Source organism: Aminobacter sp. NyZ550, assembly GCF_025628925.2.
Taxonomy (GTDB): domain Bacteria; phylum Pseudomonadota; class Alphaproteobacteria; order Rhizobiales; family Rhizobiaceae; genus Aminobacter; species Aminobacter ciceronei.
On record NZ_CP114190.1, the window covers coordinates 1,042,780 to 1,059,523 of the forward strand.

The following is a 16,744-nucleotide window of genomic DNA, read 5'->3' on the forward strand; positions in this document are numbered from 1 at the left end:
CGTGATCAAGACTTACCGGGGCAGCTGTCATTGCGGCAAGGTGCATTTCGAGGCTGACATGGATCTCGCGGCAGGGACTGCGCGCTGCAACTGTTCGATCTGCTCCAAGCGGCGCTCGTGGAACGCGCTGGTCAAGCCGGCACAGTTTCGCCTGCTGTCGGGCGAGGACGCCATGACCGACTACGGCTTCGGCACCATGCAGGGGCATCATCTGTTCTGTTCGACATGCGGCTGCGCGCCGTTCAGCCAAGGTCATGTCGAGGCGATCGGCGGCGACTTCGTCGCCATCCAGATCGGATGTCTCGACGACGTCGATCCGAACGAGCTTGCAGCGGCGCCCGTCAACTATGGCAATGGCCGCGACAATAGGTGGTGGGAACCGCCTGCGATCACCTCCTACATCTGAGGTCCCGGCACCGCTTTTCGGCCGGCTGCCAGTGCGTTTGGCAGATGTGTCGCAGAACTGCGACACATCGCGACGGGCCCCGCCTGCAGCCCGGCTGACAACTGTCGAAGTCCCGGCAAGTCTGCCTCCCGACGCGCCGCATGCCGCGGCGCTGCTTCTCGGGAGGAAGAGCATGAACAAGGTGGAATTCTCGCGTACCGCCAAGGTGCCGTTTGCCAAGCGTTATGACAACTATATCGGCGGTGCCTGGGTAGCGCCGAAGGCCGGCCGCTATTTCGAAAACATCTCGCCTGTCACAGGCCGGCCGCTCGGCGAGGTTGCCCGCTCCGATGCGGCCGACATCGAGGCGGCACTCGACGCCGCCCACAAGGCCAAGGACGCCTGGGGCAAGACAGCACCTGCGACCCGCGCGCTGATCCTCAATCGCATCGCCGATCGTATGGAGGAAAACCTCGACCTTCTGGCGCTGGCCGAGACCTGGGACAATGGCAAGCCGATCCGCGAGACGACCGCCGCCGACGTGCCGCTTGCCATCGACCATTTCCGCTACTTCGCCGGCGCGCTGCGCGGCCAGGAAGGCAGCCTGTCGCAGATCGACGACGACACTGTCGCCTATCACTTCCACGAGCCGCTCGGCGTCGTCGGCCAGATCATTCCGTGGAACTTCCCACTGCTGATGGCCTGCTGGAAGCTGGCACCGGCGCTCGCTGCCGGCAACTGCGTGGTGCTGAAGCCGGCTGAGCAGACGCCCGCCACCATCATGCTGTGGGCCGACCTGATCGGCGACCTGTTGCCCGAGGGCGTGCTGAACATCGTCAACGGCTTCGGCCTCGAGGCCGGCAAACCGCTGGCGTCGAGCCCGCGCATCGCCAAGATCGCCTTCACCGGGGAAACGACGACCGGCCGGCTGATCATGCAATATGCCTCGCAGAACCTGATCCCGGTGACGCTCGAACTTGGCGGCAAGTCGCCCAACATCTTCTTCCAGGACGTGACAGCGGAAGACGACGACTTCTTCGACAAGGCGATCGAAGGCTTCGTCATGTTCGCGCTCAACCAGGGCGAGGTCTGCACCTGCCCGAGCCGCGCGCTGGTGCATGAGAAGATCTACGACAGGTTCATGGAGCGGGCGCTGAAGCGCGTCGAGGCGATCGTCCAGGGCGACCCGCTCGACCCGGCGACGATGATCGGCGCCCAGGCTTCGTCGGAGCAGTTGGAGAAGATCCTGTCCTACATGGACATCGGCCGCCAGGAAGGCGCCGAGCTGCTGGCCGGCGGTGAACGCGCCAACCTGCCGGGCGACCTTGCCGGCGGCTATTACGTCAAGCCGACCGTGTTCAGGGGCCACAACAAGATGCGCATCTTCCAGGAGGAGATTTTCGGGCCGGTTGTCTCGGTCACCACCTTCAAGGACGATGATGACGCGCTGTCGATTGCCAACGATACGCTCTATGGCCTCGGCGCCGGAATCTGGAGCCGTGACGCCAACCGGCTCTACCGCTTCGGCCGCGCCATTCAGGCCGGCCGCGTCTGGACCAACTGCTACCACGCCTATCCGGCGCACGCGGCCTTCGGCGGTTACAAGCAGTCGGGCATCGGCCGCGAGACGCACAAGATGATGCTCGACCACTACCAGCAGACCAAGAACATGCTGGTCAGCTACAGCCCGAAGAAGCTCGGGTTTTTCTGAGCCTCTTCCTTCTCCCCGCTTGCGGGGAGAAGGTGCCCGAAAGGGGCGGATGAGGGGCGGCTCGAACCAGCAATGTCTGCGCTGCCCCTCACCTGCCTGCCGGCATCCTCTCCCCGTGAACGGGGAGAGGAAAGCTAACCCGGAACTCCGCCCATGCCCTCGCATCCTCCCCTCGACAAGGTCTCCGCCACGGTCGAAGCAGTCGCCCTGCTCGACGAGATCATCGCCGACCATGGGCCGGTGCTGTTCCACCAGTCCGGCGGCTGTTGCGACGGCTCGTCGCCGATGTGCTATCCGCGCTCCGACTTCATCGTCGGCGACAACGACGTGCGGCTGGGCACCATCGGCGAAACGCCTGTCTACATCAGCGCCTCCCAATACGAGGCCTGGAAACACACCGACCTGATCATCGACGTCGTGCCGGGGCGCGGCGGCATGTTCTCGCTCGACAACGGCCGCGAGAAGCGTTTCCTGACGCGCTCGACGGTGTGCGCCCGACCGGCCTGATAGCTCCGCCTGCTCATCGCATAGCGCTTCGAATGATCGCTGGACCGTGCCTGGTGCGCCGCAGAAGACAGCCGGACAAGCCGTCGCGGAACGGAACGATTTGCCCGGCGGGGTCCGTGCCGTCGTTAGCGAGGTTCCGCTTTTCTTCGAACCGCGGAACCTTTCTATCTTCCTGCTTTTGCGCAATTCCGGACGGAAAACCGCTGCACACTTTTCCTGGAATTGCGCTAGCGCGTCGTTGCCGTCCGCGCCTTCGGGCCGGGATGGCGCTCTTCCAGCTTGTCCGCGTGATGGGCGCGGCCGGTGGCCCTCAGGCGTTCGAGATAGGCCGGCAACTCGCCCTTGCAGTGATAGGGACCGCCCTCGCGCAGGACGGTTACCAGCGGGTCGACGTCGGTCTCGCTGCGGGCAAGCGTGGCCGAACGCCAGTCCTCCAGGAGCTTGCTCGCATGGGCGACGATGTCGGGCCGCTCGACGGCGAGGTCGTGCTGCTCGTGCGGGTCGTAGGTCAGGTTGTAGAGCTCGATCGGTTCGAGGTCCTTGTAGCCGTCGTGGTAGGTGCGCAGCATCAGCCAGTCGGCATCCTCGCTGCGGAAACGCACGCCACGCTGCACCGCCCATGCGCCCTGCGACAGCACCAGAAAGTCGCGGCCACCCTGTTCACCCGCTGCCAGAGCAGGCGCGAAGGACTTGCCGTCCCAGACCTCGGGCACCTTGCCGCCGAGCTTGTCGATCAGGGTCGCTGCCCAGTCGAAGTGATAGTGCAGGCCCTCGTTGACGCCGCGCATGTCGGCGACACCGGGCCAGCGCATGACCAGCGGCACGTTGCAGGTGTATTCGTCCGCGGTCTGGTGGTCGGCCCAGACGTTGAGTTCACCCATGTTCTCGCCATGGTCGGCACCGATGACGATGATGGTGTCGTCGAACAGGCCGAGGTCCTTCAGCGTGGCGACCAGCATGCCGACATGGTCGTCAGCATATCTGACGCCAGTGTCGTAGCCGTCGAACCAGGCCTTGGCCTTTGCGAGGTCATCGATGGGGACGGGCATGCGAGGGTAGCCGGAGGGATCGGCGTCATAGCCGCGCGGCTCCATCGGGCTGTGTGGGCCATAGCCTTTCATCTGCTCGGCAAGGACCTCGCGCGTCATCCATGACGGGATCGGATCGTCCCTGAACGGGTCGCCGAAGCTTTCAGGTACGCGGTAGGGGGTGTGCGGATCCCAGACATTGACATGCAGGAACCATTTCCTGGACTTGCCGTTGCGGCGCAGCCAGTCGACGGCCACCGGGACGACGTCGTCGGCATTCTCCATGCCACCCTGGCCGGGATTGAACATCTCGTTGAAGCCGGCATACCAATGCCAGCAGCCATGGCGCTCGCCGAAGGACGAGATCGTGGCGGTGTGGTAGCCGAGGTCGCGCAGCGCCTTCATCCAGCCTTCCTCGTAGAAGGTGCCGGCCCAGGCGCGCTCAGCACCCTCCCGAAAAGGTTCGCAGGCGGTGCCGCCATGACCGACGACGCCCGTCCGCAACCCGTGCCGGCCACTCCAGAGAGCGGTGCGTGACGGATGGCAGGGCACGTCGGAGACATAGACGTTCTCGAAGCGGATGCCGTCTGCCGCCAGAGCGTCGATCGCAGGCGAGGTGTTGCGGTGGTAGCCGTAGCAGCCGAGATGGTCGCGGCGGAGACTGTCGATGTCGATGTAGAGAACGTTCATGGGGTCACGCTTGGATGGGAGAGGTCAGGAAAGGCCCCGCCGCCAAAACAGCGAGGCAAGCAGACTCGATCAGCCGGCGTAGAGATCGCCGAGATAGTAGTCCTTCGGATCGAGCGGGTCCTTCAGCTTGCCGAAAGCGACAAACTGCTCGTTGAGGCCCTTGAGCCAGCCGGCGACGGTGCCGTCCTTGGTGGCGGCGGCAAGTTCCGCACTGGTCAGGTACTTGCCGTTCTTGCTCTCGGTTACCAGCGGGTCTGCCGGAACGCCGAGGAATTTGGCGGTGATATCGACCGAGCGCGGAACGTCGGCGGCACGGAAGTCGTTGGCGTCCTTGAGCACGGCGATCATCTTCCTGACCGTGTCCTGATCTTCCGCTGCAACCTCGTTACGGGCGACGAAGGCCGAGGGGAAGGAATTGGCGGGAAAGAAATCGGCACTCTGGGCGACCTCGACCAGGTCGGGCACGGTCTTCTTGATGACGCCGACGAGCGGGTACCAGATGCCGGCACCGTCGATCTGCTTGGAGGCGAAGGCCGAGACCACGGTGCTCGGGTCCATCTTGACCACCTCGACGTCGGAGAGCTGCATGCCTGCCTTGGCGAGCGCGAGGCGCAGCAGCATGTCGCCGGATGTGCCCTCGGGCACGCCGACCTTCTTGCCCTTGAGGTCGGCCATCGAGTTGAAACCGGCCTGGGCGATGACGCGATCGGACAGGCCAAGCGCGTTCATGGCGACGATCTTGGCTTTGCCAGAGGCAGGCAGCCACAAGGCTCCGGGACCGACATAACCGAAGTCGAGGCTGCCGGCGCCGAGCGCCTGGACCTGGATAGGACCGTTGGTGAACACCTTGAGTTCCGGTTCGAGGCCATGTTTGGCCCACAGGCCCTGGTCGCTGGCAACGGCTGTCAGGCTGGTGCCGAAATAGTCGGCGATGTAGCCGACGCGCACCGGCTTGGCCTGTGCGCGGGCCGGACTGCCGAGCGACAACACTGCGGGTGCGGCCAGCGCGCTTCCGGTTGCGGCGAGAAAGCCGCGCCTGGTCAGGTTGATCTTCATTGTAGTCCTCCCTTTGGTGTCAGGCCTCGACCTGCGGCTTCTGGTGGTAGACCGAGTGCCAGACCTGGTTGCGTATCTCGGTGAATTCCTTGGACAGGCGCACATCCTCGTTGCGCTCGGCCGGCAGGTTGACCGGTATGATCTTGTGCAGGCGCCCGGGCCGGGCGGCCATGACGATGACGCGGTTGGCGAGATAGACCGCCTCGTCGACGTCATGGGTGATGAAGAAGACGGTGCGGCGCTCGCGGCTCCAGGTGTCGAGCAACTGGTCCTGCATGTGCACCCGGGTCAGCGCGTCGAGCGCGCCGAACGGCTCGTCCATCAAAAGCATCGTCGGGTCGACGGCATAGGCGCGGGCAATCGCGCAGCGCTGCTTCATGCCGCCCGACAGAGTCTTGGGCAGCGCGTCGGCGAAATCGCGGAGCCCGACCAGCCCGATGAAATGGTCGGAGATGCGGCGCCGCTCCGACGCCGGCAGGCCCTTGATGCGCAGTCCGAACTCGACGTTCTGGCGCACCGTCAGCCACGGGAACAGGGCGTATTGCTGGAAGATGACGCCCCGTTCCGGCCCCGGGCCGCTGACCGGCCTGCCGTCGACGAGAACCTTGCCGTCGGAGACGTCCATCAGGCCGGCGGCGATGTTCATCGCCGTCGACTTGCCGCAGCCGGACGGGCCGACGACGGTGACGAACTCGCCGTCGGCGATGTCGAGGTTGAGCCGGTCAAGCGCCAGGAACGACTTGTCGCCTTCGCCGAAGCGGCGGCTGACATTTTGGAAGGAAAGTTTGGGCTGGAAGGAAAGCTTGGGCTGGCTCATTGGGCGCGCTCCTGCCAACTGGTGAGGCGGCGTTCGGTCGCCTGAAGCAGGCGATCCATCAGCAGGCCGAGCACGCCGATGGTGATCAGGCTGACGAAGATGGTCGGCAGGTCGTAATAGAGCTGGGCCTGCTGCATCCGGAAGCCGAGGCCCGACTGCGCCGCGATCAGCTCGGCCGCGACGACAGTTGCCCAGGCCGATCCCAGGCCGATGCGGACGCCGACGAGGATGAAGGGGGTCGACGCCGGGATGACGACCCGCGGGAATATGACCCTGTCGTTGGCACCGAGCACGCGGGCTGCGTTGATCAAAGTGCGGTCGACGCTGATGACTCCCTGATAGGTGGCGACGACGCAGGACAGGAACGAGGCAAGGAAGATGACGAAGATCTTGGGGGCCTCGTCGATGCCCATGGTGACGATGGCGAGCGGGATAACCGCCAGCGGCGGGATCATGCGGAAGAACTGGACATAAGGTTCGATCAGCGCGCGGGCGATCTTGTACCAGCCCATCAGGAAGCCGACCGGGATGGCGAGTGCTGCGCCGAGCAGGAAGCCTGTGAGCACGCGCTTAAGGCTGGAGAAGATGTCGAGCGCGAGCTGGCCGTTGGCGGCGAGTTCGATGGCGCGGACGAACACTTCCTGCGGCCCGGGCAGGACAACCAGCTTGGCTGCCGTGATCGCCCACCAGATGGCGAGGCCGACGAGGAAGGCGAGGGCGTTGAGAGCGAGGCCGGGGAGGTGTGGTCCGACGCGCGAAAGAAGCGTGCCAGTGGAGGCCGCGACGGTCGACGAGGCGGCGCTCAATGGAGTGCTCCCGAATAGAAGAACTGGTCGAGTGCAACGGCCGCGCCGCCGATGGCGCCGGACTGCGCTCCGAACGTGGCGCGGCGGATGCTCAATATGTCGCGCATATGCGGCATGATGCGGAGCGGCAGGTCCCGTTCCAGCCGCTCGAACAGTGATTGCGGCGCGTCGCCGAGATGACCGCCGAAGACGATCAGGTCGGGGCTCAATATGTTGACGGCGCTGGCGAGCGCGGTGGTGAGGTGGCGAACGACGACGTCCCAGGCGGCGGTGTTCTGCTCGACCCTGGCGAGCAGATTGTCGGGCGCCGCGCCCTTGAGGCCGGCAGCGTCCATCAAAGCGCGCTCGCAGACGAAGGTTTCGAGGCAGCCGACATTGCCGCAGGCACAGCGCTTGCCCTCGGCCACGATCTGGATGTGGCCGAGTTCGACCGCACCATGGCCGCCCGGCCTGAACGGCGCGCCATCGACCATCAATCCGGCGCCAAGGCCGGTGCGCAGGTAGATGTAGAGCAGGGCCGGCACATTCTTGCCGATGCCGTAGTGGCTTTCGGCCAGAGCCATGGCGCTGACATTGTGTTCGACCGTCGTCGGCAGTCGAAGCGCATCTTCGAGCTTGTCGGCGAGCGGCACGTTGCGCCAGCCGACATTGATCGAGGCGAGCGCCGTGCGGCGCGCCGGATCGACCGGGCCGGGCACGCCGATGCCGACGCCAAGCAGTCTGCTGGTCTCGACCTGCACTTCGGCGGCAAGCTCGGTGACAGTCCTCGACACCTGACCGACGATCTCGTCGGGATCGGCAGCCTCGGTGTCGAAGGCAAAGGCGGCGGTGGCCTTGGGGCGGGCGAGGAGATCGGTGATGGCCACCTGCACATTGCCGGCGCCGATATGGACGCCGGCGACGCTGCGGGCGTCGGGTGCCAGCTTCACCGCCTGGGCGGGGCGGCCGACCACGCCGTTGGGCAGGCTGGTGTCGCCTTCGAGGATCGAGCCATCACGCAGCAGGGCAGCCGTGACATGGGTCAGCGTCGTCGCCGACAGCTTCGACCGGCGCGACAGGTCGGCCCGCGACTGCGGTCCTTCATCCCTGAGGATGCGCAAGATATGGCCGTGATGAACACCCATCCGGTTCCTCCCATATTATTTTCTAAACTTTAGAAATTAATATGGGAGGAGTCAACAGGTTCGGTTGGCGGAGCAAAGGATCGACATCCGAACCGACGAACGGCCAGAGTGTCCCGGCTGGCGAATGAGATCGGCGCGCTCCCCTGTTCGATAGCGAGCCCGAAGCGGTGCCGTGCTCCCGCTATGCCAGCAGCGACCAGGCGAACTGGGCCGAGACGGCGAGCAGGAAGACGCCGAAGGACACTTCGAGCGCGCGCTTGGAGGCAGCATGAGCCATACGCGCGCCAAGGGGGGCAGTGACGAGCGATATCGGCATGATCAGCGCCACGGCAAGCATGTTGACGTAGCCGAGCGAGAATTCGGGCAGGTCGGTCTTGTGCCAGCCGGCGACGATCAGACCGATGACGGCGGGGATGGAAATAAGCACGCCGACGCCAGACGAGGTCGCCACCGCGCGCTTGATCGGCTGGTTGTAGAGCATCATGAAGGTGTTGTTCATGATGCCGCCGCCGATGCCCATCAGCGTCGAGAGGAAGCCGATCAACAGGCCGTAGAGTGAACGCACCGGCTGGCCGGGCAGGTCCCGGGCGACGATCCAGCCCGGCTTGTTGATCAGCATCTTGACGCCGACCATGGTGGCGATCGCGGTGAAGATCCACTTCAGGCTGGCGCCGGAAATGACGGCTGCGACCGCCGAGGCGAGAATGGCGCCGATAGGCAATACGATTGCCCAGCTTTTGAGCAGCGGCATGTCGACCGCGCCATGCTTGCGGTGGGCCATGAAGGAGCGGATCGAGGTCGGCACGACGATGCCGAGCGAGGTCGCCACCGCCAGATGCATGCGGATGCTTTCATCGACGTCGAGCATGGCAAGCGCCTGCACCAGGACGGGGACGAGGATGGCGCCGCCGCCGATGCCGAACAGTCCGGCCAGAAGGCCGGCCACGGCGCCGGAGAGGACGAGGGCAATTGCAAGTGTCAACATCGCTTGATTTCTCTGGGCTGGTAAAGACGAGGGGAACCCGGGCCGGCCGGATTCCCCTTTGCTGATGTGTCAGGCTGAAGTGCCGCCGGACGTTGCGCTTACGGCTGGTAGTCGGCCGGGGCGATGATCTTGGAGAAGTCGTAGCCGGCGACCTTCTCCTTGGTGACGAGCAGGGCCGGCGCTTCGATGCGGCCGAGCACCTTGCCGCCTTCGATCGCGGCGATCGCCTCGCGGGCGGCGTCGCGGCCCATGGCCACCGCCGGCTGCAGCGAGGCGCAGGTCAGCTTGCCATTTTCGAGGGCAGTGCGTGCATCATCGTTGAGGTTGGAGGTCGAGACCTTGATCTTCTCGACGGAGGCGCCGAGCTGGTTGATCGACTCGACGGCCATGGTGTCGGCGGCGGTGAAAATGCCGTGCATCTCGGGATGGGCCTTGGCCCATTCGACCGCGGCGACACCCGCATCCTTGGTGCCGCCGGCCTTTTCGGCGACGATCTTGATGTCGGGGAAGTCGGCTTCCATGGTGTTCTTGAAGCCGGTGACGCGCAGCTTGGCCCAGATCTCGTCCGGACCGGCGAACAGGCCGACCTCACCCTTGCCGCCGATGGCGCGGCCGAGGCAGATGCCCTGCAGGCGGCCCATGCCGATGTTGTCGGCGCCGACGAACGAGGTCAGGCGGTCGGACTTTGGCGGCACCGACAGTGCGATAACAGGGATGCCCTTGTCGATGGCTTCCTCGACCGCCGGGCCGACGGCGGCAGCGTCGGCAGCGCCGATGATGATGGCATCGACCTTCTTGTCGATGTAGCTGCGGATCTGCTCGATCTGGACTTCGGCCTTGTCCTTGGCGTCGCCCTTCAGCACCGTGTAGCCCTTTTCCTTGCCGGCGGTCTCGACGCCGTAGAGCCCGGCTTTCCAGAACGGCGAGCCGAAATAGGGAACCGTGACGCCGATCGTCTTTTCGGCGGCTATGGCCGGTGCCGACAGCATGCCTGTTGCCGCCATCGTCAGTGCCAAAGTCAAATACCGTGCATTCTTGCCCATGATTTCTCCTCCAGAATTCGGGTCTTGAATATCGCCGTTGCTCGATGTGCCGGCGGCTACAGGTACCTTGTAGTATGCAATGCGATTATAATGTATGCACAGATGAGTTTGAGAATGCAAATGATTTGATATGCACATCCGCATTCTTGTATACCTGCTTGCGCAAAAGCGTGCGGCTGCGCCGGCAGGCAAGGCGTGAGTTGGCGGGAATGCAGGGTGTTGCTCGGTCAACCCAAGGCGAGCGCAAGTGGCCCGGCCGGTGGCCAGGCAAGGTCAACTTCGGTGTCGGGATGATGCCTTGGGCTACTTGGCCGCTTCGGCGGCGAAGCGGCTCATGACGCCGGCGCTGAGGCGGGCGTTGTGCTGGTAAAGGGCGGCGAAGGCAGCCGGACCGTCATTGGCGCGGATCGCGTCGACGACCTTCTGGTGCTCGTCGAGCGACTGCTGCAGCCGGATGTCGGCGGGGCCGGCCTGGTGCTGGCGGAAAGGGGCGAGGCGCACGCGCAGGTCGACCGCCATCGCGGTGATGGTGACGCTGTGGGCGCCACGGCAGATGGCATCATGGAACTTGCGGTTGATGTCGCGGCAGCCCTCGATGTCCTTTTCGGCGGCGCAGGCCGCGTATTGGCGGTGCAGTTCATAAAGCTGCTCGCGCTCGAGCGCGCTCATGCGCTGCGCGGCGAGGCGGGCGCACAGGGCCTCGATCTCGCATTCGGCCTCCAGCATGTCGGCCATCTGTTCGGTGTCGATGCGGGCGACGACGCCGCCGCGGCGCGGATTCATCTCGATCAGGCCGCGGGCGCCGAGTTCGCGCAGGGCGTCACGCACCGGCGTTCTGGAGACGCCGAACTTCTCGGCGATGACCTTTTCTTCGAGCTTCTGGCCAGGAACCATCACGCCCTTGGCGATTTCCTCGGCGAGGGCCTGGTAGATCTGCGAGGCGATGGTGGTCATGCGTTCGGCTTTCCGGTTTTCACGGCAAATGGCGATCTGCCGCGAGGCAAATCCCAAATCGATTTAGTGACAGCCCGAGATTTATGCAAGCTGGGCTTTGAGTATACCACCGTTGCGATGCGCGGCGAGGTTGTGGAGAAAGACGTCGATCTGTGCGTTTTCCGCCGCCGGTGAGCGTCCGGCCATGTGCGGTGTCAGCACGGCATTGTCGAGGTCGGCGAGGCCGGCGGGCAGCTCAGGCTCGCCTTCGAAGACGTCGAGGCCGGCGCCGGCAATTCGGCTTTCACGGAGGGCTTCGACCAGTGCCGCAGTGTCGACAACCATGCCGCGCGAGACATTGACCAGGAACCCGCCCGGCCCGAGTGCCGCAAGCATGCGGCGGTCGACGAGATGTCGCGTTGACGGCCCGCCGGGGCAGGCGACGACGAGGAAGTCGCTCATCGACGCCAGCGCGATCGGATCGGCAACGTGCTGCCAGTCGACGTCGGTTACTGGATTGCGGGTGGTGTAGGCGACGCGCATGCCGAAGGCTTCGCCGCGCTTTGCCACGCCTTGGCCGATGTTGCCGAGGCCGATGATGCCGAGGGTTGCGCCCGACAGCGTAGGCCGGGCCGAGCGGATCGCGCCCCAGGCACCCTCTCGCAGACGGCGGTCGCGCCGGCAGATGTCGCGCGAGATCGCCAGCATCAGCGCGAGCGCATGGTCAGCGACAGTCTCCGTGTTGGTGTTCGGCGCGTGGGTGACGTGGATGCCGCGGCGCCTTGCGGCCTCGACGTCGACATTCTCGTAGCCCGCGCCATAGGCGGAAACCAGCTTTAGGTCCGGCAGCCTGCCCATTTCGCCGTCGGACATGCCGGTGCTGCCGTTGGTGAGCACCGCCCAGACGCCGCTGAAATCGATCTCCGGTGATCCGCTGCCCAGTCCTGCGGGCAGCGTGATCACGTCGTAGGATTGGGACAGTCGCGACAGGCAGGTGTCGGATACGGGGATCGTCACCGCGATCTTGGACTTGGCCATCTCGATTGCTCCATTCCGTTCTTGCCGCCGCCCAAGCCGGCGGCAGTGACATGGCCCGATGCCGGGGGTGCTAGTTGCTCCGGCATTGGTTCGGGCCAGGTCAGGCGGCGTTGACGTTCTTGACCGCGCCCTTCCAGCCGTTCTCGGTGACGTCGAAAACGATGCCTTCGGGGGTCTTGTACTTCACTTCGTAGAAGACGTTCGGGTTCGATTCCTTGCGGCCGTTCATGTACGAACCGCCGGCAGCCTTCACCAGTTCGTCGGTCTCCTCGACCGAATCCACCCACATGCCGAAGTGGATGATGCCGTTGTAGTCCTTCTCGGTCTCGAAGCCCGGAACCGGCTCTTCGCCGAAGTTCAAAAGGGCGACGTTCATGACGCCGTCGGACATGTAGACGCCGCGCATCGCCTGGCCGGCGCGGGTCATGCCGAAGGCCTTCTCGAAGAACTGGGCGGCCGCTTCCGGGTCGGACACGGCGATCGCGAGATGGCGCAACTTGGCCATTGGTTTTCCTTTCACAGGGTTTGACGGCGAGGCGGCAGCCGCCCCGCAACACAGACTCTTTATATCTGTGTATGCAAATAGTAATCTGTGTATGCAAATATGTTGTCAAGTGTGAAATTGACTGCTATCCAGCACAAAAGAGGGGAGTGGGTACACCTGCTTGAGGGCCCCTCTGCGAGGAGCAGGGACAGCGGAAATGCGATTTGCGGGACTTTCGCCTGATGAGCGGGCGCGACTGGATGCCATAGGCAGGGTCTGGAACGACGATCTCGGCGCGAGCCGCAAGGTGGTGCTCGACGTCTATCGCGACCATCACCAGGAAAAGGCCGCCAATGACGGCATCGTCGTCCACCGCGACCTGGCCTATGGCGCCGATCCCGCCCATCGCCTCGACGTTTTCGAAAGCAGCAGCCGTTGCGCGTCCGGGCGCGGCCGGCCGGTCGTCGTCTTCGTCCATGGCGGCGCGTTTACGCGCGGCTCGAAAAGCGCGGACGGCCTGATCTACGACAATGTGCTGCGCTGGTTCAGCCGCCAGGGCCTCGTCGGCGTCAATGTCGAGTACCGGCTGGCGCCCGGCGCGCAGTACCCCGAAGGCGCGCGCGACGTGGCGGCGGCGATCGACTGGATCGCCGCAAACATCGAGCGTTTCGGCGGCAATCCGCGCGCGATCCTGCTCGTCGGCCATTCCGCCGGTGGCTGCCATGTCGCCGGTTATCTCCACGACCCCAATGTCGGGCGGCTTCCGAGCCCCGACATCAGAGGGGCGGTGCTGATCAGCGCGCGGCTCAGGGCCGACAGCCTGCCCACCAATCCCAATGCCAACAACGTCCGCCAGTATTTCGGCGACGACGAGGCGGCCTACGACGCGCTGTCGCCGGTCATTCATGCGGGAACCAGTGCGCTGCCGGTGATGGTCGCCGTTGCCGAGTTCGAGAACCGTTACATCGACGCCTATGGCGCCGAGTTCGTCCAGCGGCATGCGATGCGCACCGGCAAGGCGCCGCGCTTCGTCCAGCTGAGCCGCCATAACCACACATCCATCGTCGCGCATTTCGATACGCACGAAGAGGAACTGGGACACGAGATCATGCGCTTCGCCATCGACGAATGCGGTCTCTTTCCCTGCGGATTGTCCTGTCAAAAGCGAAAGTGAGACCCATGACCCAGGAGCTTCTCTCCGTCTACGCCCCGGTTCTGACGCCGTTCAATCCGGACTTAACAGTCAATTCGCAGCATTTCCTCAGTCATTGCCGCTGGATCGTCGAGCAGGGTGCCGGCCTTGCGATCTTCGGCACCAACAGCGAGGCAGCTTCGCTGTCGATTTCGGAAAAGCGTCGCCTGCTCGATGATGTCGTTGCTGCTGGCATCCCTGCCTCGGCGCTGATGCCGGGCACGGGCAACAATTCGCTTGACGAGACCGTCGAGTTGACGCGCGCGGCAGTCGATGCGGGTGCGCCTGCAGTGCTGGTGCTGCCGCCGTTCTTCTTCAAGCCGGCATCGACCGACGGGCTGATCCGCCACTATGGCCGCCTGATCGAGGCCGTCGGTTCGGACAAGCTGCAGGTGGTGCTCTACCACATCCCGCAATTCACCGGCGTTCCTGTTACCGTCGAGCTGATCGAGGGCCTGCGCCGCCGCTATCCCAATGTCGTAGGCATCAAGGACAGCTCGGGCGACCGCGAAAACCTGGCGCGTTATCTCGAGCTCGGCGACGGCTTCAAGGTGTTCCCGGCTTCCGAGATCCTGCTTGGCGAGACGATCGCCAAGGGGTCGGTCGGCTGCATCTCGGCCACCGCCAACGTCAACGCCAAGGGCATGGTCGAAGCGGTGATGAACACGCCGAAGCTCGGCGTCGCCGACGCCTTCGCCCGGGCTGCCACCGTGCGCACGCTGTTCCAGCATTTCCCGATGATCCAGGCGATGAAATCGCTGATCGCGCGCGAGCTCGGCTCCGTCGACTGGCGCACCGTGCGCGCGCCGCTGGTTGAACTCGACACGCAGGCCGAGCAAAAGTTCTTCGCCGCCGTCGCCCAGGTCGGTTTCTCACCTTGGGCACTGGAGAAGGCAGCGTGAGCACTGCAGCAGCCGACAGGCCGAAGCCGCTCGCCAACTATCCGTTCCTGCGCGAAGCGGGCGGCCTGCTGTTCCTGTCGGGCGTCAGCGCCCGGCAGAAGGACGGCACCATCGCCGGCGTCACCAGGCAGGCGGAGGCAGTGAGCTACGACGTCGCCGCCCAGTTCCGGGTGATCATCGCCAACATCACCGAGACGCTGGGCTCGGCCGACGGCACGCTTGCGGATCTCGTCGACGTCACGATCTTCCTCACCGACATGGCCTACTATCCAGCCATGAACGGCGAATACAACAAGTGGTTCGGGCCTGACGGCCCGGCCCGCACCACCGTCGGCGTCAGCCAGTTGCCGCACCCGGATATGGTGGTCGAGCTCAAGGTCGTGGCGCGCCGGCCGGACTGATTTTCAGGCAGACCTGTTTCAGGACTTTTCAAACAGCTGATTACCCTACCCAAAGCCTGCCCCCGGCGCTTGCGTCGGGGGCTTTTTCCTTTCAGGCGCAGATCAAAGCACTGTGCAGGCTTCGTCGAAGGGCAGGCGCGGGTGGCGAGGAAACAGCTTGGCCGGATCGCCATGGCCGATGCCGCAGATGAAGTTTGAACGGATGGCTGAGCCGGCAAAGAAGATCTCGTCGGTAACGGCACGGTTGAAGCCGGAGATCGGACCGCAGTCGAGGCCGAGCGCGCGTGCCGCCAGCATGTAATAGGCCGCCTGCAGCGTGGCGTTGCGGAAGGCGGTGTCATCGATGAGATGCGGATTGCGCTCGAAATGGCCTTTGCCGTCGGTGTGCGGGAACAGATACGGCATCTTGTCCGCGAAGCCATAGTCGGTGGCGAAGATGGCGACGACCGGGCAGGTCATGATCTTGGAGACGTTGCCCGCGGCAAGTGCCGGCTTCAGCCTTTCGCGTGCCGCATCCGATGTCAGGTAGACGATGCGCAGGGGCGAGCAGTTCATGCTCGTCGGCCCCATCCTGGCGATGTCGTGGATTCGTTCGAGCAGCGCGAGATCGACCGGCCGGTCGAGCCAACCATTCTGGCTGCGGGCGTCGAAGAACAGGCGGTCGAGCAGGGTCTTGCCGTCGTCCAGTGTGTCGATCTTCATGGCGTGATCCATCAGAAGCGTTCCATTTCCAGTGTTGGAGCTTGCCCGTGCGCCTCGGCGATCAGCGTGGCCACGGCAGCTGTGTTGACGAGTGGATCGGGGCGAGCGTTGTCCGGGCCCTGGGCCTCGGCGTATGACTTGAGGGCGCGGATTCGCGTCGCCCAGTCGGACGTTCTGGGAAAGGCGGCGAGCAAGGCGGGCATGGCCAGTCGGTCGAGCCTGTCGACGAAGGCGGCCATGGCCACGTCGGCGAGCGAAAAGCTGTCTGCTGCCAGCCAGTGTCTTTCAGCCAATGCTCGCTCCATCATGGCCATCACGTCGCGGAACGTCCTGATCGAGGTGACGACGGCCGCGTGATCGAAGGGCGCGTGCGCCGCGGCCAGATAGGCGTCGCGTCGTGCCGGCAGCGGATGTCGCGAGATCATTTCGGCGAATGCGGCAGGGGCGATTTTCGCCACACGCGCCTTGAGGATGAGATTGAAGGTCGGCGGGCGGATGGCCGGGTGCACCACCTCGTCTTCGAAGCGAGCCCAGCTTCGCGCGCGTGCGCGTTCTTCTATCGAAGATGGCAGCAGCCTGCCGCCGGCAATGTCGACGAGCAGCTCGTTGATGTCGGAGGATTCGACGAAGACCTCGCCGTTCCAGCGTAGCGCCGGCACCAGCCCTTTGGGGTGCACTGTGAGATAGGCCGGGGTGAGATTGTCGAAACGCGACAGGTCGATGCGGCGCGAGGTCCAGGGAAGGTCGAGCTCGGCCAGGCACATGCGGACCTTGAAGGACTGAACCGAACCCCATTCATGGAACAATTCGATTTCAGACATCGTTAGAAACTCGCTCTCCGTGCGCACCTCATGCTTGACATGCATACACAGATGATGAAATGTATGCAACAACGATAGCAGGCAACAAGGAAGGAGCCAGCCAGTGGTGTGGCACGCGC

General features: G+C 64.6%; 18 protein-coding genes. 6 read left to right on the forward strand and 12 right to left on the reverse strand.

The features are described from left to right. Nucleotide 1: 1 nt before the first annotated feature. The 3 genes from N7E70_RS05150 (at nucleotide 2) to N7E70_RS05160 (ending at nucleotide 2,603) form a co-directional block, all read left to right on the forward strand. Entirely contained in the window at nucleotides 2-406 is a 405-nt protein-coding gene (locus tag N7E70_RS05150) for a GFA family protein (RefSeq protein ID WP_067965970.1), read from the forward strand. A gap of 172 nt (nucleotides 407-578) precedes the next feature. Next, nucleotides 579-2,096, forward strand: a complete 1,518-nt coding sequence (gene adh, locus N7E70_RS05155; RefSeq protein WP_192313308.1) for an aldehyde dehydrogenase — start codon at nucleotides 579-581, stop codon at nucleotides 2,094-2,096. Nucleotides 2,097-2,249: 153 nt separating this feature from the next. Further along, nucleotides 2,250-2,603: a DUF779 domain-containing protein gene (locus tag N7E70_RS05160; protein ID WP_067956239.1), complete on the forward strand. Its 354-nt coding sequence runs from the start codon at nucleotides 2,250-2,252 to the stop codon at nucleotides 2,601-2,603. A 227-nt stretch (nucleotides 2,604-2,830) separates the two neighbouring features. On the opposite strand, the gene N7E70_RS05165 is transcribed toward N7E70_RS05160, so the two are convergent. The 10 genes from N7E70_RS05165 to N7E70_RS05210 form a co-directional block, all read right to left on the reverse strand. Beyond that, nucleotides 2,831-4,321, reverse strand: a complete 1,491-nt coding sequence (locus tag N7E70_RS05165; RefSeq protein ID WP_154387013.1) for a sulfatase family protein — start codon at nucleotides 4,319-4,321, stop codon at nucleotides 2,831-2,833. A 69-nt stretch (nucleotides 4,322-4,390) separates the two neighbouring features. Then, complete coding sequence (locus N7E70_RS05170) at nucleotides 4,391-5,365, reverse strand: aliphatic sulfonate ABC transporter substrate-binding protein (protein ID WP_371746551.1); 975 nt, start codon at nucleotides 5,363-5,365, stop codon at nucleotides 4,391-4,393. Between the two features lie 31 nt (nucleotides 5,366-5,396). Continuing rightward, on the reverse strand, nucleotides 5,397-6,194 hold the full coding sequence (locus tag N7E70_RS05175; RefSeq protein WP_067956241.1) for an ABC transporter ATP-binding protein: 798 nt from the start codon (nucleotides 6,192-6,194) through the stop codon (nucleotides 5,397-5,399). Next, on the reverse strand, nucleotides 6,191-6,886 hold the full coding sequence (locus tag N7E70_RS05180) for an ABC transporter permease (RefSeq protein WP_442866513.1): 696 nt from the start codon (nucleotides 6,884-6,886) through the stop codon (nucleotides 6,191-6,193). The genes N7E70_RS05175 and N7E70_RS05180 overlap by 4 nt, the downstream gene beginning before the upstream one ends. Before the next feature lie 110 nt (nucleotides 6,887-6,996). Further along, nucleotides 6,997-8,124 carry an ROK family transcriptional regulator gene (locus N7E70_RS05185; RefSeq protein WP_067956247.1) on the reverse strand — a complete coding sequence of 376 codons (1,128 nt, stop codon included), beginning with the start codon at nucleotides 8,122-8,124 and terminating at the stop codon, nucleotides 6,997-6,999. 181 nt (nucleotides 8,125-8,305) lie between these two features. Beyond that, on the reverse strand, nucleotides 8,306-9,109 hold the full coding sequence (locus tag N7E70_RS05190; protein ID WP_263005708.1) for a sulfite exporter TauE/SafE family protein: 804 nt from the start codon (nucleotides 9,107-9,109) through the stop codon (nucleotides 8,306-8,308). A 98-nt stretch (nucleotides 9,110-9,207) separates the two neighbouring features. After that, entirely contained in the window at nucleotides 9,208-10,152 is a 945-nt protein-coding gene (locus N7E70_RS05195) for a sugar ABC transporter substrate-binding protein (RefSeq protein WP_263005709.1), read from the reverse strand. Between the two features lie 303 nt (nucleotides 10,153-10,455). Beyond that, on the reverse strand, nucleotides 10,456-11,106 hold the full coding sequence (locus N7E70_RS05200; RefSeq protein WP_067965975.1) for a GntR family transcriptional regulator: 651 nt from the start codon (nucleotides 11,104-11,106) through the stop codon (nucleotides 10,456-10,458). An 81-nt stretch (nucleotides 11,107-11,187) separates the two neighbouring features. Continuing rightward, nucleotides 11,188-12,123 carry a 2-hydroxyacid dehydrogenase gene (locus N7E70_RS05205; RefSeq protein ID WP_263005710.1) on the reverse strand — a complete coding sequence of 312 codons (936 nt, stop codon included), beginning with the start codon at nucleotides 12,121-12,123 and terminating at the stop codon, nucleotides 11,188-11,190. Nucleotides 12,124-12,223: 100 nt separating this feature from the next. After that, nucleotides 12,224-12,628, reverse strand: a complete 405-nt coding sequence (locus N7E70_RS05210) for a VOC family protein (RefSeq protein WP_067956254.1) — start codon at nucleotides 12,626-12,628, stop codon at nucleotides 12,224-12,226. Between the two features lie 196 nt (nucleotides 12,629-12,824). Here N7E70_RS05210 and N7E70_RS05215 point away from each other — a divergent pair, with 196 nt between their 5' ends. The 3 genes from N7E70_RS05215 to N7E70_RS05225 are packed head-to-tail and all read left to right on the forward strand — an operon-like array spanning nucleotide 12,825 to nucleotide 15,102. Then, nucleotides 12,825-13,781 carry an alpha/beta hydrolase gene (locus N7E70_RS05215; RefSeq protein WP_263005711.1) on the forward strand — a complete coding sequence of 319 codons (957 nt, stop codon included), beginning with the start codon at nucleotides 12,825-12,827 and terminating at the stop codon, nucleotides 13,779-13,781. Nucleotides 13,782-13,786: 5 nt separating this feature from the next. Continuing rightward, a complete protein-coding gene (locus N7E70_RS05220; RefSeq protein WP_263005712.1) occupies nucleotides 13,787-14,701 on the forward strand; it encodes a dihydrodipicolinate synthase family protein in 915 nt (304 codons plus the stop codon). Then, complete coding sequence (locus tag N7E70_RS05225; RefSeq protein ID WP_263005713.1) at nucleotides 14,698-15,102, forward strand: RidA family protein; 405 nt, start codon at nucleotides 14,698-14,700, stop codon at nucleotides 15,100-15,102. The genes N7E70_RS05220 and N7E70_RS05225 overlap by 4 nt, the downstream gene beginning before the upstream one ends. Before the next feature lie 102 nt (nucleotides 15,103-15,204). Here the strand turns inward: N7E70_RS05225 and N7E70_RS05230 are convergent, their stop codons facing one another. Together N7E70_RS05230 and N7E70_RS05235 are read right to left on the reverse strand one after the other, a co-directional pair. Continuing rightward, the gene (locus tag N7E70_RS05230) at nucleotides 15,205-15,804 is read right to left on the reverse strand and encodes a malonic semialdehyde reductase (protein ID WP_263005714.1); all 600 of its coding nucleotides are present in this window, start codon (nucleotides 15,802-15,804) and stop codon (nucleotides 15,205-15,207) included. 11 nt (nucleotides 15,805-15,815) lie between these two features. Then, nucleotides 15,816-16,625 carry a glutathione S-transferase family protein gene (locus N7E70_RS05235; RefSeq protein WP_263005715.1) on the reverse strand — a complete coding sequence of 270 codons (810 nt, stop codon included), beginning with the start codon at nucleotides 16,623-16,625 and terminating at the stop codon, nucleotides 15,816-15,818. Between the last annotated feature and the right edge of the window lie 119 nt (nucleotides 16,626-16,744).

Coding starts and splice junctions, on each gene's coding strand:
- N7E70_RS05195 (WP_263005709.1), bottom strand. CDS start 10,152: ATGGGCAAGAATGCACGGTATTTGACTTTGGCACTGACGATGGCGGCA.
- N7E70_RS05165 (WP_154387013.1), bottom strand. CDS start 4,321: ATGAACGTTCTCTACATCGACATCGACAGTCTCCGCCGCGACCATCTC.
- N7E70_RS05200 (WP_067965975.1), bottom strand. CDS start 11,106: ATGACCACCATCGCCTCGCAGATCTACCAGGCCCTCGCCGAGGAAATC.
- N7E70_RS05190 (WP_263005708.1), bottom strand. CDS start 9,109: ATGTTGACACTTGCAATTGCCCTCGTCCTCTCCGGCGCCGTGGCCGGC.
- N7E70_RS05160 (WP_067956239.1), top strand. CDS start 2,250: ATGCCCTCGCATCCTCCCCTCGACAAGGTCTCCGCCACGGTCGAAGCA.
- N7E70_RS05175 (WP_067956241.1), bottom strand. CDS start 6,194: ATGAGCCAGCCCAAGCTTTCCTTCCAGCCCAAACTTTCCTTCCAAAAT.
- N7E70_RS05235 (WP_263005715.1), bottom strand. CDS start 16,625: ATGTCTGAAATCGAATTGTTCCATGAATGGGGTTCGGTTCAGTCCTTC.
- N7E70_RS05220 (WP_263005712.1), top strand. CDS start 13,787: ATGACCCAGGAGCTTCTCTCCGTCTACGCCCCGGTTCTGACGCCGTTC.
- N7E70_RS05230 (WP_263005714.1), bottom strand. CDS start 15,804: ATGAAGATCGACACACTGGACGACGGCAAGACCCTGCTCGACCGCCTG.
- N7E70_RS05205 (WP_263005710.1), bottom strand. CDS start 12,123: ATGGCCAAGTCCAAGATCGCGGTGACGATCCCCGTATCCGACACCTGC.
- adh (WP_192313308.1), top strand. CDS start 579: ATGAACAAGGTGGAATTCTCGCGTACCGCCAAGGTGCCGTTTGCCAAG.
- N7E70_RS05215 (WP_263005711.1), top strand. CDS start 12,825: ATGCGATTTGCGGGACTTTCGCCTGATGAGCGGGCGCGACTGGATGCC.
- N7E70_RS05210 (WP_067956254.1), bottom strand. CDS start 12,628: ATGGCCAAGTTGCGCCATCTCGCGATCGCCGTGTCCGACCCGGAAGCG.
- N7E70_RS05185 (WP_067956247.1), bottom strand. CDS start 8,124: ATGGGTGTTCATCACGGCCATATCTTGCGCATCCTCAGGGATGAAGGA.